Origin of the sequence: Pseudomonas fluorescens (assembly GCF_019212185.1) — a bacterium.
Lineage (GTDB): Bacteria > Pseudomonadota > Gammaproteobacteria > Pseudomonadales > Pseudomonadaceae > Aquipseudomonas.
Genome location: NZ_CP078138.1, coordinates 1,032,136 through 1,047,757 on the forward strand (window position 1 = coordinate 1,032,136; position 15,622 = coordinate 1,047,757).

12 protein-coding genes are annotated in these 15,622 nt (G+C 58.9%); 10 read left to right on the top strand and 2 right to left on the bottom strand.

All coding sequences use genetic code 11. The features are described 5' to 3' along the window. Positions 1–49 precede the first annotated feature (49 nt). Positions 50–1,723 carry a DNA repair protein RecN gene (gene recN / locus KW062_RS04375; RefSeq protein ID WP_027619340.1) on the bottom strand — a complete coding sequence of 558 codons (1,674 nt, stop codon included), beginning with the start codon at positions 1,721–1,723 and terminating at the stop codon, positions 50–52. A 248-nt stretch (positions 1,724–1,971) separates the two neighbouring features. Here recN and grpE point away from each other — a divergent pair, with 248 nt between their 5' ends. The 8 genes from grpE (at position 1,972) to KW062_RS04415 (ending at position 12,457) form a co-directional block, all read left to right on the top strand. Next, positions 1,972–2,538 carry a nucleotide exchange factor GrpE gene (grpE, locus tag KW062_RS04380; RefSeq protein WP_027619341.1) on the top strand — a complete coding sequence of 189 codons (567 nt, stop codon included), beginning with the start codon at positions 1,972–1,974 and terminating at the stop codon, positions 2,536–2,538. Between the two features lie 102 nt (positions 2,539–2,640). Then, positions 2,641–4,557 carry a molecular chaperone DnaK gene (gene dnaK / locus KW062_RS04385; RefSeq protein WP_027619342.1) on the top strand — a complete coding sequence of 639 codons (1,917 nt, stop codon included), beginning with the start codon at positions 2,641–2,643 and terminating at the stop codon, positions 4,555–4,557. Between the two features lie 318 nt (positions 4,558–4,875). After that, on the top strand, positions 4,876–6,000 hold the full coding sequence (dnaJ, locus tag KW062_RS04390; protein ID WP_027619343.1) for a molecular chaperone DnaJ: 1,125 nt from the start codon (positions 4,876–4,878) through the stop codon (positions 5,998–6,000). 10 nt (positions 6,001–6,010) lie between these two features. Beyond that, positions 6,011–6,817 (top strand): 4-hydroxy-tetrahydrodipicolinate reductase, encoded by an 807-nt coding sequence (gene dapB / locus KW062_RS04395; RefSeq protein ID WP_027619344.1) that lies wholly within the window; start codon positions 6,011–6,013, stop codon positions 6,815–6,817. A 260-nt stretch (positions 6,818–7,077) separates the two neighbouring features. Beyond that, positions 7,078–8,214 carry a glutamine-hydrolyzing carbamoyl-phosphate synthase small subunit gene (carA, locus tag KW062_RS04400; RefSeq protein ID WP_027619345.1) on the top strand — a complete coding sequence of 379 codons (1,137 nt, stop codon included), beginning with the start codon at positions 7,078–7,080 and terminating at the stop codon, positions 8,212–8,214. Between the two features lie 115 nt (positions 8,215–8,329). Continuing rightward, positions 8,330–11,551 carry a carbamoyl-phosphate synthase large subunit gene (gene carB, locus KW062_RS04405; RefSeq protein WP_105754838.1) on the top strand — a complete coding sequence of 1,074 codons (3,222 nt, stop codon included), beginning with the start codon at positions 8,330–8,332 and terminating at the stop codon, positions 11,549–11,551. Further along, the gene (greA, locus tag KW062_RS04410) at positions 11,548–12,024 is read left to right on the top strand and encodes a transcription elongation factor GreA (protein ID WP_003221530.1); all 477 of its coding nucleotides are present in this window, start codon (positions 11,548–11,550) and stop codon (positions 12,022–12,024) included. The genes carB and greA overlap by 4 nt, the downstream gene beginning before the upstream one ends. A gap of 28 nt (positions 12,025–12,052) precedes the next feature. Next, positions 12,053–12,457, top strand: a complete 405-nt coding sequence (locus tag KW062_RS04415) for a hypothetical protein (RefSeq protein WP_027619347.1) — start codon at positions 12,053–12,055, stop codon at positions 12,455–12,457. Positions 12,458–12,466: 9 nt separating this feature from the next. On the opposite strand, the gene KW062_RS04420 is transcribed toward KW062_RS04415, so the two are convergent. Continuing rightward, positions 12,467–12,775, bottom strand: a complete 309-nt coding sequence (locus KW062_RS04420; RefSeq protein WP_027619348.1) for a YhbY family RNA-binding protein — start codon at positions 12,773–12,775, stop codon at positions 12,467–12,469. Positions 12,776–12,876: 101 nt separating this feature from the next. Between KW062_RS04420 and rlmE the strand changes: the two genes are divergently transcribed. Both rlmE and ftsH read left to right on the top strand, forming a co-directional pair. After that, the gene (gene rlmE / locus KW062_RS04425) at positions 12,877–13,506 is read left to right on the top strand and encodes a 23S rRNA (uridine(2552)-2'-O)-methyltransferase RlmE (protein ID WP_027619349.1); all 630 of its coding nucleotides are present in this window, start codon (positions 12,877–12,879) and stop codon (positions 13,504–13,506) included. A 202-nt stretch (positions 13,507–13,708) separates the two neighbouring features. Then, positions 13,709–15,619, top strand: coding sequence for an ATP-dependent zinc metalloprotease FtsH (gene ftsH, locus KW062_RS04430; RefSeq protein WP_033866247.1), 1,911 nt, complete (start codon positions 13,709–13,711; stop codon positions 15,617–15,619). Positions 15,620–15,622: the final 3 nt, after the last annotated feature.

A 15,622-nucleotide genomic window follows, 5' to 3' on the forward strand; every position in this document is an offset into this window, starting at 1 on the left:
AAACGAACGAAGGCGACCCAAGGGTCGCCTTCGTGCTGTCTGCTGCCTTTTAAGCTTTTGCAGTGACGACCATTTTCTTCGCGTGCGCCAGGGATTCCTTGGTCAGGTCGATCCCGCCCAGCATCCGTGCCACCTCTTCTATACGTTCGTTCTTGCTCAGTTTGGACACCGCGGTGCGAGTCGCTTCCTCATCGCGGACCTTGTGCACAAACAGATGCTGATGCCCTTGGGAGGCCACTTGCGGCAAGTGGGTGACGGTCAGTACCTGGCCGCGCTCGCCCAAGCGACGCAAGAGTTGGCCGACAATCTCCGCTGTTGGCCCACCGATGCCCACATCCACCTCATCGAAGACCAGGGTTGGAATGCGCGAGGTTTGCGCGGTGATCACCTGAATAGCCAGGCTGATACGTGACAACTCGCCACCGGAAGCCACTTTGGCCAGCGCCTTGAGCGGTTGGCCGGGGTTGGCGCTGACCAGCAGTTCTACCTGTTCCAGGCCGTTGGGCAATAGCTCGGCGCTGGTGTTGGGGCGCAATTCGATGGTGAAGCGTCCGCCTGGCATGCCCAAGCGCTGGATTTCCTGCTCGACGGCGTGGGCCAGGTCGGTAGAGGCCTGGTGTCGCAAGTCGCTCAGTTCGCGGGCTTTTTCCTGGTAATGACGGGCGAACGCCCCCAGTTCTTCGCTGAGGCGCTCGATGGATTCGTCGTTGGCATTCAGGGTTTCGATCTCGTCCAGCAGTCGTTGCTGCAACTCGGTAACCTCGGTGGGCTGGATCCGGTGTTTGCGCGCCAGGGTATAGATAGTGTCCAGGCGCTCCTCGAGTTGCTGCAGGCGTGCAGGGTCGGCGTCGAAGTGGTCGAGGAAGCGATTCAGTTCGCCGACGGCTTCTTCAACCTGGATCTGTGCGCTGGTCAGCAGATTGGTAGCCTCGCCCAGAGCATTCGACGAGCCATTGACGCTGGACAGGCGATTGAGGCTGGCGGTCAGGGCATTCAGGACGTTGCCCGAATCGCTCTCGCTGCACTGCTCGACGACCTGGCGGCAAATACCCAGCAGGGTTTCGGCGTTGGTCAGGTTCTTATGCTCTTGCTCAAGCTGTTCCAGTTCGTTATCGCCGAGGGCGAGGTTTTCCAGCTCTTCGAGCTGATAGCTGAGCAATTGGTGGCGGGCGCGCTGCTCGTCACCGGAGTTGGACAGGCGCTCCAGCTCCTGGCGGGTCTGCCGCCAGCGCTGGGCGGCCAGTTGCACCTGGCGGGCGAGGTCGGTGGCGCCGGCATATTCATCCAGCAGTCGGCGATGAGTCTCGGTCTTCAGCAGTGACTGGTGTTCATGCTGGCTGTGAATGTCGATCAGCAGCTCGCCGAGGGCCTTGAGATCACCCAGCGGACAGGTGGTGCCATTGATGTAGCCGCGCGAACGGCCCTCGGCGGTAATCACCCGGCGCAGGATGCATGGGCCGTCGCTGTCGAGGTCGCGTTCGGCCAGCCAGGCGCGGGCTTCGGGGATGTCTACCAGATCGAAGGTGGCGAGGATGTCGGCCTTTTCGGCGCCTGGACGAACCACGCCGCTGTCGGCTCGATCGCCCAGGGTCAGGCCCAGGGCGTCAAGCATGATCGACTTGCCGGCGCCGGTTTCCCCTGTGATCACGCTCATCCCGCGATCCAGTTCCAGATCGAGATGTTCAACGATGGCGTAGTTGTGTACGGACAGGTGCACCAGCATAAAGGCCGCTCCCAAGCAAAATGTCTGGTTATTTATACAGTAGTTTATTTGCGCCTGACAATGCCTGCGTTTAGCTCGATTTGCTTGGTTCCGAGGTTTTTTTAAAACCTGCCCCGGGCAAAACAGGTCTTTTTATGTGGGTAATGCAATTGCTCGCATAGCGAGCCCTTGAACCGGCGAATTGCGACCCCATATACCGGGGCAGAAGCGCGAGTCGAGATCGCGCACGATTTTGAAAGGAGAAATCTATGGCTGACGAACAGACTCTGGATACGCAAAACCCAGACGCCAATCAGGCTTCCCAAGCATCGGGTGAAGACCTGGTGGCTCGTGTACAAGTGCTCGAAGAGCAACTGGCTGGCGCTCAGGATCAAGCTTTGCGTGTTGCGGCTGATCTGCAGAACGTCCGCCGTCGCGCCGAGCAGGATGTAGAAAAAGCGCACAAATTCGCCCTGGAAAAATTTGCTGGCGACCTGCTGCCGATCATCGACAGCCTGGAGCGCGGCCTGGAGTTGTCCAACCCGGACGACGAAAGCATTCGCCCAATGCGCGAAGGGATCGAACTGACCCTGAAAATGTTCCAGGACACCCTGAAGCGTTATCAGTTGGAAGCGATCGATCCTGAAGGTGAGCCCTTCAATGCCGAGCACCATCAGGCGATGGCCATGCAGGAAAGCGCCGACATGGAACCCAACAGCGTGCTGAAGGTGTTCCAAAAGGGCTACGTGCTCAACGGCCGCCTGCTGCGCCCGGCCATGGTTGTGGTCAGCAAGGCGCCTGCGCCGGTTTCGCCTTCGATTGACGAGCAGGCTTGAAATCCGCCGCAAGGCCCCCATTTATAAGTCAAGCGTTTAAGTATTACCGCAGTTAGCCACCACTGCTGCGGCAACCAAATCCAAAGTTTCGGGAGAGTGAACATGGGCAAAATTATCGGTATCGACCTGGGGACCACCAACTCCTGCGTCTCCATTCTTGAAAACGGCAACGTCAAAGTTATCGAAAACGCCGAAGGCGCGCGCACCACGCCATCGATCGTGGCTTACGCCAACGACGGCGAAATCCTGGTTGGCCAGTCGGCCAAGCGTCAGGCAGTGACCAATCCGCACAACACCCTTTACGCGGTGAAGCGTCTGATCGGTCGTCGCTTCGAAGAAGAAGTGGTACAGAAAGACATCCAGATGGTCCCTTACAAGATCGTCAAGGCTGACAACGCCGACGCCTGGGTTGAAGTGAACGGCCAGAAAATGTCGCCGCCACAGATCTCGGCTGAAATCCTGAAGAAAATGAAGAAAACCGCCGAAGACTACCTCGGCGAAGCAGTGACTGAAGCGGTGATCACCGTTCCTGCTTACTTCAACGACAGCCAGCGCCAGGCGACCAAAGACGCCGGCCGTATTGCTGGTCTGGACGTGAAACGTATCATCAACGAACCTACCGCCGCTGCTCTGGCTTACGGTATGGACAAGGCCAAGGGCGATCACACCGTGATCGTTTATGACCTGGGTGGCGGTACCTTCGACGTTTCGGTGATCGAGATCGCCGAAGTTGATGGCGAGCACCAGTTCGAAGTATTGGCGACCAACGGTGACACGTTCCTCGGCGGTGAAGACTTCGACATTCGTCTGATCGACTACCTCGTTGACGAATTCAAGAAAGAAAGCGGCATGAACCTCAAAGGTGACCCGCTGGCGATGCAGCGCCTGAAAGAAGCCGCTGAAAAAGCCAAGATCGAGCTTTCTTCGAGCCTGCAGACCGACGTCAACCTGCCGTACATCACTGCAGATGCGACCGGTCCTAAGCACTTGAACGTGAAAATCTCCCGCGCCAAGCTGGAAGCGCTGGTGGAAGACCTGGTTCAACGCACCATCGAGCCTTGCCGCATCGCTCTGAAAGACTCGGGTATCGACGTTGGCGCGATCAACGACGTGATCCTGGTCGGTGGCCAGACTCGTATGCCGCTGGTACAGAAAGCGGTGACTGATTTCTTCGGTAAAGAAGCACGTAAAGACGTGAACCCGGACGAAGCAGTGGCCATGGGTGCTGCTATCCAGGGCGCGGTACTGGCTGGTGACGTGAAAGACGTCCTGCTGCTCGACGTCAGCCCGCTGACCCTGGGTATCGAAACCATGGGCGGCGTGATGACTGCGCTGATCGAGAAAAACACCACGATTCCTACCAAGAAATCGCAAGTGTTCTCGACTGCCGATGACAACCAGGGCGCTGTGACCATTCATGTGCTGCAAGGCGAGCGTAAGCAAGCGGCGCAGAACAAGTCTCTGGGCAAGTTCGACCTGGCCGAGATTCCACCTGCACCACGTGGCGTGCCACAAATTGAAGTGACCTTCGACATCGACGCCAACGGCATTCTGCACGTAGGCGCCAAGGACAAGGCCACCGGCAAGACCCAGTCGATCGTGATCAAGGCTAACTCCGGTCTGTCCGAGGAAGAAATTCAGCAAATGATTCGCGATGCTGAAACCAACGCCGACGAAGACCGCAAGTTCGAAGAGCTGGCATCCGCCCGTAACCAGGGTGACGCGCTGGTCCACTCGACTCGCAAAATGATCGCCGATGCTGGCGACAAAGTGAGTGCTGAAGAGAAGACTGCAATCGAAGCCGCAGTGGTTGCCCTGGAAGCCGCCGTCAAAGGCGACGACAAGGCTGCCATCGAAGCCAAGGTTGAAGAGCTGTCGAAAGTCTCCGCTCCAGTGGCGCAGAAGATGTACGCCGAGCAGGCTCAGCCAGCTGAAGGCGCAGCCGCGCAAGGTGAGTCGGCCCAGAAGGCGGACGACGTTGTCGATGCTGAGTTCGAAGAAGTAAAAGACCAGAAGTAAGTTGTTGGTCGGCCGGTTGACTGCCTTTGTGCGGTGACTGGTAGGATGTCGCCGCGCGGGAGCTTGCTCCCGCGTTGGCGTGTCTGGAGTAGAGGAATTTTTACAGCATGCGACGATGTTCGGGTGCTGGCGGTGCGCTCGGGGATGCTCCTGCTTCCCGGCTCATGAGTACCGCATCTGCAGGGCGCTGATCCTGCAGCCATCAAAGACCAGGATCGTTGAATTGACGTGAGTTGGGTCCGGGCCTGTATTGGGGCTCAACGAGTTTGGCAAGGCTCAGGAGGGGTTTGCCGAACGTCCTTAAGAGTGCAAAGACTTATGGCAAAGCGTGACTATTACGAAGTGTTGGGTGTTGAGCGTGGCACAAGCGAAGCAGACCTGAAGAAGGCCTACCGCCGCCTGGCGATGAAGCACCACCCGGACCGTAATCCTGACGATAAAGCGTCGGAAGAACTGTTCAAGGAGGCCAACGAGGCCTACGAAGTGTTGTCCGATTCCAGCAAGCGCGCGGCGTATGACCAGTATGGTCATGCCGGTGTCGATCCAAGCATGGGCGGCGGCGGTGCCGGCTTTGGCGGGCAGAACTTCTCCGACATCTTCGGTGATGTGTTCAGTGATTTCTTCGGCGGTGGTCGCGGCGGTTCCCGTGGCGGCGCCCAGCGCGGCAGCGACCTGCGCTACACCCTGGAGCTGAACCTGGAAGAAGCGGTGCGCGGCACCACCGTGAATATCCGTGTGCCGACGCTGGTCAACTGCAGCCCTTGCGACGGTTCCGGCGCGAAGAAGGGCTCCTCGCCAGTGACCTGCCCAACCTGTGGCGGCATCGGTCAGGTGCGCATGCAGCAAGGCTTCTTCTCGGTGCAGCAGACCTGCCCGCGTTGCCATGGCCAGGGCAAGATCATTTCCGACCCGTGCAACTCCTGCAACGGCGAAGGGCGTGTCGAAGAGTACAAGACCCTGTCGGTGAAAGTGCCGGCTGGCGTCGATACCGGCGACCGCATTCGTTTGTCGGGCGAAGGCGAGGCGGGCACTCAGGGTGGGCCGACTGGCGACCTGTATGTGGTGATCAACGTGCGTGAGCATGCGATCTTCCAGCGTGACGGTAAGCACCTGTTCTGCGAAGTGCCGATCAGCTTCGTCGACGCGGCATTGGGTGGCGAGCTGGAGATTCCGACCCTCGATGGTCGGGTCAAGCTGAAGATCCCTGAGGGCACCCAGACCGGCAAGCAGTTCCGCGTTCGCGGCAAAGGCGTTGCGCCGGTGCGTGGCGGCGGTGCGGGCGATTTGATGTGCCGCGTTGCGGTGGAGACTCCGGTCAACCTGAGCCGTCGTCAACGCGAATTGCTGGAAGAATTCCGCAGCTCGCTGGCGGACGACAATAGCCACTCGCCGAAAACCACTGGCTGGTTCGAAGGCGTGAAGCGTTTCTTCGGCGACCTGTAAGGAAACTGGTATGCGACGTATAGCTGTGATGGGCGCCGCCGGGCGCATGGGCAAGATTCTGGTGGAGGCGGTGCAGCAGCGCGCGCCGCTGACCGGCCTGACTGCGGCCATCGTGCGCCCCGGCAGCACCTTGATTGGCGTCGATGCCGGTGAGCTGGCATCGCTGGGCCGCATCGGGGTGCCGCTGGTGGGTAACCTGGAGGCGGTGGCGGACGAATTCGATGTGTTGATCGATTTCACCCTGCCGGAAGTCATGCTGAAGAACCTCGCGTTCTGCCGCAAGGCGGGCAAGGCCATGGTCATCGGCACTACTGGGCTGGACGTGGCGCAGAAGCAGTTGCTGGCAGAGGCTGGCAAGGACATCCCGATCGTCTTCGCGGCCAACTTCAGTGTCGGCGTCAACCTGTCGCTGAAGCTGCTCGACATGGCGGCGCGGGTTCTGGGGGATGAGGCTGATGTGGAAATCATCGAGGCTCATCACCGGCACAAGATCGATGCGCCGTCGGGTACCGCGTTGCGCATGGGTGAGGTGATTGCCGATGCCCTGGGTCGTGATCTGCAAGAGGTCGCGGTCTATGGTCGCGAAGGGCACACCGGTGCACGTGATCGCCAAACCATCGGCTTTGCCACGGTTCGCGGTGGTGATGTGGTGGGCGATCATACGGTGCTGTTCGCCTGTGAGGGCGAGCGCCTGGAAGTGACGCACAAAGCGTCGAGTCGCATGACCTTCGCCAAGGGTGCAGTGCGTGCAGCCCTGTGGCTGGATGCGCGCGAACCAGGCCTGTATGACATGCAAGACGTGCTCGAATTGCGTTAAGATGCGCCCGAAATCGGGCTTGAACTGCAGGTTCGGGCCCGGTTTTACTTCGCCAAGCGACGACCTGTCGCATTCTCAGGCCTTTCAGGCTCATTGGCGGTAGACCGAAAAGCCCTTTTTCTGTAAGCTACAGCTTTAGTGTGTCCACTAAAAGCGCGCAGAATAATTCAGTGAAAAAAGCGGGGTGACGTGTCCATACGTCACTCCGCTTTTTTACAACCTGCGATCGCCCCTTCAGGCTTTATTTACGGGAGGTCTTCTTGACTAAGCCAGCCATACTCGCCCTTGCTGATGGCAGCATTTTTCGTGGCGAAGCCATTGGAGCCGACGGCCAGACCGTTGGAGAGGTGGTGTTCAACACCGCCATGACCGGCTATCAGGAAATCCTTACCGATCCTTCCTACGCCCAGCAAATCGTTACCCTGACTTACCCGCACATCGGCAACACCGGCACCACGCCGGAAGACGCCGAGTCCAACCGTGTATGGTCTGCCGGCCTGGTCATTCGTGACTTGCCACTGGTTGCGAGCAACTGGCGTAACACGATGTCCCTGTCCGACTACCTGAAAGCCAACAACGTGGTGGCTATCGCCGGTATCGACACCCGCCGTCTGACGCGCATCCTGCGTGAGAAAGGCGCGCAGAACGGCTGCATCATGGCCGGTGACAACATTTCCGAAGAAGCGGCGATTGCAGCGGCCCGTGGCTTCCCTGGCTTGAAGGGCATGGACCTGGCGAAAGTCGTCAGCACCAAAGAGCAATACGAATGGCGCTCGACTGTCTGGGATCTGAAGACCGACAGCCACGCGACCATCGATGCCAGCGAACTGCCGTACCACGTCGTGGCCTACGACTACGGCGTCAAGGTCAACATCCTGCGCATGCTGGTCGAGCGCGGCTGCCGCGTGACTGTGGTGCCGGCGCAAACCCCTGCTGCCGACGTGCTGGCCCTTAATCCGGATGGCGTGTTCCTGTCCAACGGCCCGGGTGACCCTGAGCCTTGCGACTACGCGATCCAGGCGATCAAGGAAGTGCTCGAGACCGAGATTCCGGTATTCGGCATCTGCCTGGGTCACCAATTGCTGGCCCTGGCGTCCGGCGCCAAGACCCTGAAAATGGGCCACGGCCACCACGGTGCCAACCACCCGGTGCAGGACCTGGATTCCGGTGTGGTGATGATCACCAGCCAGAACCACGGTTTCGCCGTGGATGAAGAAACCCTGCCGGCCAACGTGCGAGCGATCCACAAATCGCTGTTCGACGGCACCCTGCAAGGTATCGAGCGTACCGACAAGAGCGCCTTCAGCTTCCAGGGTCACCCTGAAGCCAGCCCTGGCCCGAACGACGTGGCGCCGCTGTTCGATCGCTTCATCAACGAGATGGCCAAGCGACGCTGATCGCTGGCCTTGATGGAATGAAGCTTGAGGGCGGTCCCGACAACGGCGGCCCCCTCAAGTCAAAGATTGAACAAGACGGCTTGCCGACTGACCTGCGGATTTGAGTGACAAACCCATGCCAAAACGTACAGACATTAAAAGCATCCTGATTCTCGGCGCTGGCCCGATCGTGATCGGCCAGGCCTGCGAATTCGACTACTCCGGCGCCCAGGCTTGCAAAGCCCTGCGCGAAGAGGGTTACCGCGTCATCCTGGTGAACTCCAACCCGGCCACCATCATGACCGACCCGGCCATGGCCGACGCCACCTACATCGAACCGATCAAATGGCAGACCGTTGCCAAGATCATCGAGAAAGAGCGTCCGGACGCACTGCTGCCGACCATGGGTGGTCAGACCGCTCTGAACTGCGCCCTGGACCTGGAGCGCGAAGGCGTCCTGGAGAAGTTCGGCGTAGAGATGATCGGTGCCAATGCCGACACCATCGACAAGGCTGAAGACCGTTCGCGTTTCGACAAGGCGATGAAATCCATCGGCCTGGCGTGCCCGCGTTCCGGTATCGCCCACAGCATGGAAGAAGCCAATGCGGTCCTCGAGACCCTGGGCTTCCCGTGCATCATCCGTCCGTCCTTTACCATGGGCGGCACCGGTGGTGGTATCGCCTACAACCGTGAAGAATTCGAAGAAATCTGCTCCCGCGGCCTCGACCTGTCGCCGACCAAAGAGCTGCTGATCGACGAATCGCTGATCGGCTGGAAAGAATATGAGATGGAAGTTGTCCGCGACAAAAAGGACAACTGCATCATCGTCTGCTCGATCGAAAACTTCGACCCGATGGGCGTGCACACCGGTGACTCGATCACCGTGGCTCCGGCACAGACCCTGACCGACAAGGAATACCAGATCCTGCGTAACGCCTCGTTGGCGGTATTGCGCGAGATCGGCGTTGAGACTGGCGGTTCCAACGTGCAGTTCGGTATCTGCCCGGACACCGGCCGCATGGTCGTGATCGAGATGAACCCGCGTGTATCGCGTTCCTCGGCCCTGGCTTCGAAAGCCACCGGCTTCCCGATCGCCAAGGTCGCGGCCAAGCTGGCCGTGGGTTATACCCTTGATGAGCTGTCGAACGACATCACCGGCGGCAAGACCCCGGCGTCCTTCGAGCCGTCGATCGACTACGTCGTGACCAAGCTGCCACGTTTCGCCTTCGAGAAATTCGCCAAGGCTGATGCGCGCCTGACCACCCAGATGAAGTCGGTGGGCGAAGTCATGGCCATCGGCCGGACCTTCCAGGAATCCCTGCAGAAAGCCCTGCGTGGCCTGGAAGTGGGTGTTTGCGGCCTGGATGAGAAGCTCGATCTGAAAAACCCGGAAAGCATGAGCGTGCTCAAGCGCGAACTGACCGTGCCGGGCGCCGAGCGTATCTGGTACGTGGCGGATGCCTTCCGTGCCGGCATGACGGTCGAGCAGATCTTCGGCATGAACATGATCGACCCTTGGTTCCTGGTGCAGATCGAAGACCTGATCAAGGAAGAAGAGAAGGTCAAGACCCTGGGTCTGTCGGCAATCGACCGCGACCTGATGTTCCGTCTCAAGCGCAAAGGCTTCTCCGACATGCGTCTGGCCAAGTTGCTGGGTGTAACCGAGAAGAGCCTGCGTGCTCACCGTCACAAGCTGGAAATCTTCCCGGTCTACAAGCGCGTCGACACCTGCGCGGCCGAGTTCGCCACCGACACCGCCTACCTGTACTCGACCTACGAGGAAGAGTGCGAAGCAGCGCCTTCGGGTCGCGACAAGATCATGATCCTGGGTGGCGGTCCTAACCGTATCGGCCAGGGTATCGAGTTCGACTACTGCTGCGTGCACGCGGCACTGGCGCTGCGCGATGACGGTTACGAGACCATCATGGTCAACTGCAACCCGGAAACCGTCTCCACCGACTACGACACCTCCGATCGCCTGTACTTCGAACCAGTGACCCTGGAAGACGTGCTGGAAATCGTTCGCGTCGAGAAGCCGAAAGGCGTGATCGTCCAGTACGGCGGCCAGACCCCGCTGAAACTGGCGCGTGCCCTGGAAGCCGCTGGCGTGCCGATCATCGGTACCAGCCCTGACGCGATCGACCGTGCCGAAGACCGTGAGCGCTTCCAGCAGATGGTTCAGCGCCTGAACTTGCGTCAGCCGCCAAACGCCACCGTGCGCAGCGAAGACGAAGCGATTCGTGCCGCCAGCAAGATCGGTTACCCGCTGGTGGTCCGTCCGTCCTATGTACTGGGCGGCCGTGCGATGGAAATCGTTTACGAAGAGGAAGAGCTCAAGCGCTATCTGCGTGAAGCAGTGCAAGTGTCCAACGACAGCCCGGTGCTGCTGGACCACTTCCTCAACTGCGCCATCGAAATGGACGTCGATGCGGTCTGCGACGGCAAAGATGTTGTGATCGGCGCGATCATGCAGCACATCGAGCAGGCCGGTGTTCACTCCGGTGACTCCGCATGCTCGCTGCCGCCGTACTCGCTGCCGGCGCACATCCAGGACGAGATGCGTGAACAGGTCAAGAAAATGGCCCTGGAACTGGGTGTTGTCGGCCTGATGAACGTGCAGTTGGCGCTGCAAGGCGACGACATCTATGTCATCGAAGTCAATCCGCGCGCTTCCCGTACTGTGCCGTTCGTGTCCAAGTGCATCGGTGTTTCCCTGGCAATGATCGCGGCTCGCGTCATGGCCGGTAAGACCTTGAAGGAAATCGGCTTCACCGAGGAAATCATCCCGAACTTCTACAGCGTGAAAGAGGCGGTGTTCCCGTTCGCCAAATTCCCTGGCGTTGACCCGATCCTCGGCCCAGAGATGAAGTCGACCGGTGAAGTGATGGGCGTGGGCGACACCTTCGGTGAAGCATTTGCCAAGGCCCAGATGGGCGCCAGCGAAGTGCTGCCGACCGGCGGTACTGCGTTTATCAGCGTTCGCGATGATGACAAGCCGCTGGTTGCCGGTGTTGCGCGTGACCTGATCAGCCTCGGCTTCGAAGTGGTTGCGACCGCGGGTACTGCCAGGCTGATCGAAGCTGCCGGCCTGAAAGTACGTCGTGTGAACAAGGTGACCGAAGGTCGTCCGCACGTGGTCGACATGATCAAGAATGACGAAGTCACCCTGATCATCAACACCACCGAAGGCCGTCAGTCGATCGCTGACTCCTATTCCATTCGTCGCAACGCCTTGCAGCATAAGATCTACTGCACCACCACCATTGCTGCTGGCGAAGCGATCTGCGAAGCACTGAAGTTCGGTCCCGAGAAGACCGTGCGTCGCTTGCAGGATCTGCATGCAGGATTGAAGGCATGATCAAATACCCAATGACCGTCCAGGGCGCCAAAGCCCTGGAAGAGGAGCACGCCCATCTGACCAAGGTCGTTCGTCCGAAGCTGAGCCAGGACATCGGAACGGCCCGCGAGTTGGGCGACTTGAAGGAAAACGCCGAATACCACGCTGCTCGCGAGCAGCAGGGTATGGTCGAGGCGCGGATTCGTGACATTGAAGGCCGGATTCAGAATCAGGTCATCATCGACGTCACGACCATTCCTCACACCGGCAAAGTGATCTTCGGCACCACCGTCGAAATCGCCAACGTCGAGACTGATGAAAGCGTCACTTACCACATCGTGGGTGAGGATGAAGCTGACTTCAAACTCGGCAAGATTTCCGTCGGCTCCCCCCTGGCCCGTGCTTTGATCGGCAAGGAAGAGGGTGATGTGGTTGCGGTGAAAACGCCAAGTGGCGTTATCGAGTACGAGATTGTTGAAGTCCGCCATATCTGAAGGCTGGCGCTCGCTTCGTGCGGGCGCGATGCTTTGGCAACTGGCCCAGATGTTGTGGGTCGGTGGCCTGTGGCTGTTGCATATCGGTCTGCTGCCGGTGCTGGGTCGAATTGGCCTGGCGCCGCTGCTGATCGACGAAATCTCAAGCATGCTGAGTGCGCTGCTGGTTGGATTTTCAGCGGCGTGCGTGATTTCTCAGGTCTTGGTGCTGGTTCAGGCCAAGGGCCTTGTCAGTCTATGGCGCGATATTCGCGGGCAACTGCTGTTGATGGCGCTGTACGCAAGCACGATGTATTTCGTGGTGCGTATCCAGTGGCCCGAGGCGCAGCAGTGGGCACTGTTCAGCTATCTGGTGCTGGGTTTTTCCGGTTTGCTGCTGGTATTGCAGCCGGTCCCGGGATGGGGTGGCAGGGTGCGCGAAGCACACCCTTGACCCGTTTCATTACTTGAAGCGGTGGACGTTCGACAGTTGCTTGTTTACGCTGAAGTTCTTGCGATAAATCAGCGCCATCTTGCCGATGACCTGGACCAGGTCCGCTTTGCCGACCTTGCACAGTTCTGCAATGGTGGCCAGGCGCGATTCGCGGTCGAGGATGTTGAGCTTGATTTTGATCAGCTCGTGATCCGCCAAGGCGCGTTCAAGTTCGGCTAATACACCTTCAGTCAAACCGTTGTCTGCCACAATCAGAACTGGTTTCAGATGGTGGCCAATGGATTTGTACTGTTTCTTCTGCTCTGGAGTGAGCGGCATAATCTGACCCTTTCGTCTGGATTCTGTAAAATGGCGGCCATTTTACCCGAGGGCTCGTTGATCCGCCCAACTAATCACGACCCTAATCATCGAGGTGCCCAGTGGCGCGTTCCAAGACCAGCCTTGGTTGGCTGAAAAGACATGTCAATGATCCCTATGTGAAGCAGGCACAGAAGGATGGTTACCGCTCGCGTGCGAGCTACAAGCTTCTTGAAGTCCAGGAGAAATACAAACTGATCCGTCCGGGGATGAGTGTTGTCGACCTGGGTGCTGCTCCTGGTGGCTGGTCGCAGGTCACCAGTCGGCTGATCGGCGGTCAGGGCCGTTTGATCGCTTCGGACATCCTGGAAATGGACAGCATCCCGGACGTCACCTTCATTCAGGGGGACTTCACCGAGGACGCAGTACTTGCGCGCATCCTGGAAGCCGTCGGTAATTCGCAAGTGGACCTTGTGATTTCCGATATGGCCCCCAATATGAGTGGTACGCCTGAAGTGGATATGCCCAAAGCCATGTTTCTTTGTGAGCTGGCGCTTGATCTGGCGGAGCGAATCCTCAAGCCGGGCGGCAATTTTGTGATCAAGATTTTTCAGGGTGAGGGGTTCGACGTTTACCTGAAGGATGCCCGCAAGAAGTTCGACAAGATCCAAATGATCAAGCCGGACTCTTCCCGTGGCAGTTCCCGTGAGCAATACATGCTGGCCTGGGGCTTTCGCGGCGCAGGCGAGTAAAGCGAGTTTTTTTGGCGGGGCGATAGGATTTTCGTATTTCGCCTCGTGTGCATAAGCGAATATTGTGTAGGAAGAGTTTCACAAAGGGTTACAGACGGCGCCTGCCAGAGCTGTACGTAATGTAGTAAGTTAGGCCGGTGAATATCATGCGAAGCGCGCGCCAGTTGCGGAGCTTGCTTCAGAGGGTAGTTAATTGAACGATATGGCAAAGAATCTTATCCTGTGGTTGATCATCGCAGCTGTCCTCGTGACAGTGATGAACAACTTCTCCAGCCCTAACGAGCCGCAGACCCTCAACTACTCCGACTTCATCCAGCAAGTCAAGGATGGCAAGGTCGAGCGCGTAGCGGTTGATGGCTACGTCATTACAGGCAAGCGCACGGATGGCGACAGCTTCAAGACCATTCGTCCGGCGATCCAGGACAACGGCCTGATCGGTGATCTCGTGGATAACCACGTTGTCGTCGAAGGCAAGCAACCTGAGCAGCAAAGCATCTGGACTCAATTGCTGGTAGCCAGTTTCCCGATCCTGGTGATCATCGCCGTGTTCATGTTCTTCATGCGCCAGATGCAGGGCGGCGCAGGGGGCAAGGGCGGGCCGATGAGCTTTGGCAAGAGCAAGGCACGCCTGCTTTCCGAAGATCAGGTGAAAACCACCTTGGCTGACGTTGCTGGTTGCGACGAAGCCAAGGAAGAAGTCGGTGAACTGGTCGAGTTCCTGCGCGATCCGGGCAAGTTCCAGCGCCTGGGTGGTCGCATTCCTCGTGGTGTGCTTATGGTCGGCCCGCCAGGTACTGGTAAAACCCTGTTGGCCAAGGCGATTGCCGGCGAGGCCAAAGTGCCTTTCTTCACCATCTCCGGTTCCGACTTCGTCGAAATGTTCGTCGGTGTCGGTGCCAGCCGTGTTCGTGACATGTTCGAGCAGGCGAAAAAACACGCTCCTTGCATCATCTTCATCGATGAGATCGATGCCGTCGGTCGTCACCGTGGTGCTGGCATGGGCGGTGGTCACGACGAGCGTGAACAGACCCTCAACCAGTTGCTGGTAGAGATGGATGGTTTCGAAATGAATGACGGCATCATCGTCATCGCCGCGACCAACCGTCCGGACGTTCTGGACCCTGCGCTGCTGCGTCCTGGTCGTTTCGACCGTCAGGTGGTCGTAGGCCTGCCGGATATTCGTGGTCGCGAACAAATCCTCAAGGTTCACATGCGCAAAGTGCCAATGGGTGACGACGTGGCTCCGGCCGTGATCGCTCGTGGTACGCCTGGTTTCTCCGGTGCCGACCTGGCCAACCTGGTCAACGAAGCGTCGCTGTTCGCTGCCCGTGCCGGCAAGCGCATTGTCGAGATGAAGGAATTCGAACTGGCCAAGGACAAGATCATGATGGGCGCCGAGCGCAAATCCATGGTCATGTCCGAGAAAGAAAAACAGAACACTGCCTATCACGAAGCGGGTCACGCGATCGTTGGTCGAGTGGTGCCTGAGCACGACCCGGTCTACAAGGTGTCGATCATTCCGCGTGGCCGTGCGCTGGGTGTGACGATGTTCCTGCCTGAGGAAGATCGCTACAGCCTTTCCAAGCGTGCACTGATCAGCCAGATCTGCTCGCTGTACGGCGGCCGAATTGCCGAAGAGATGACCCTGGGCTTCGATGGCGTCACTACCGGTGCTTCGAACGACATCATGCGCGCCAGCCAGATTGCGCGGAATATGGTGACCAAGTGGGGTCTTTCGGAAAAACTCGGACCGCTGATGTACGCCGAGGAGGAGGGCGAGGTGTTCCTGGGTCGTGGCGGCGGTGGTCAACACGCCAGCTTCTCCGGCGAAACGGCCAAGCTGATCGACTCCGAAGTGCGCAGCATCATTGACCAGTGCTATGGCACGGCCAAGCAGATCCTGACGGATAATCGCGACAAGCTGGATGCAATGGCTGATGCGCTGATGAAATACGAAACCATCGATGCCGAGCAAATCGAAGACATCATGGCAGGTCGTCCGCCACGCGAGCCGCGTGACTGGTCGGGCGGCACGGGTACTTCCGGTACTCCGCCAGTGGTACAGGATGAGCGTCCGCAAACCCCTATCGGTGGCCCGGCTGCCGACGTTTAAGGC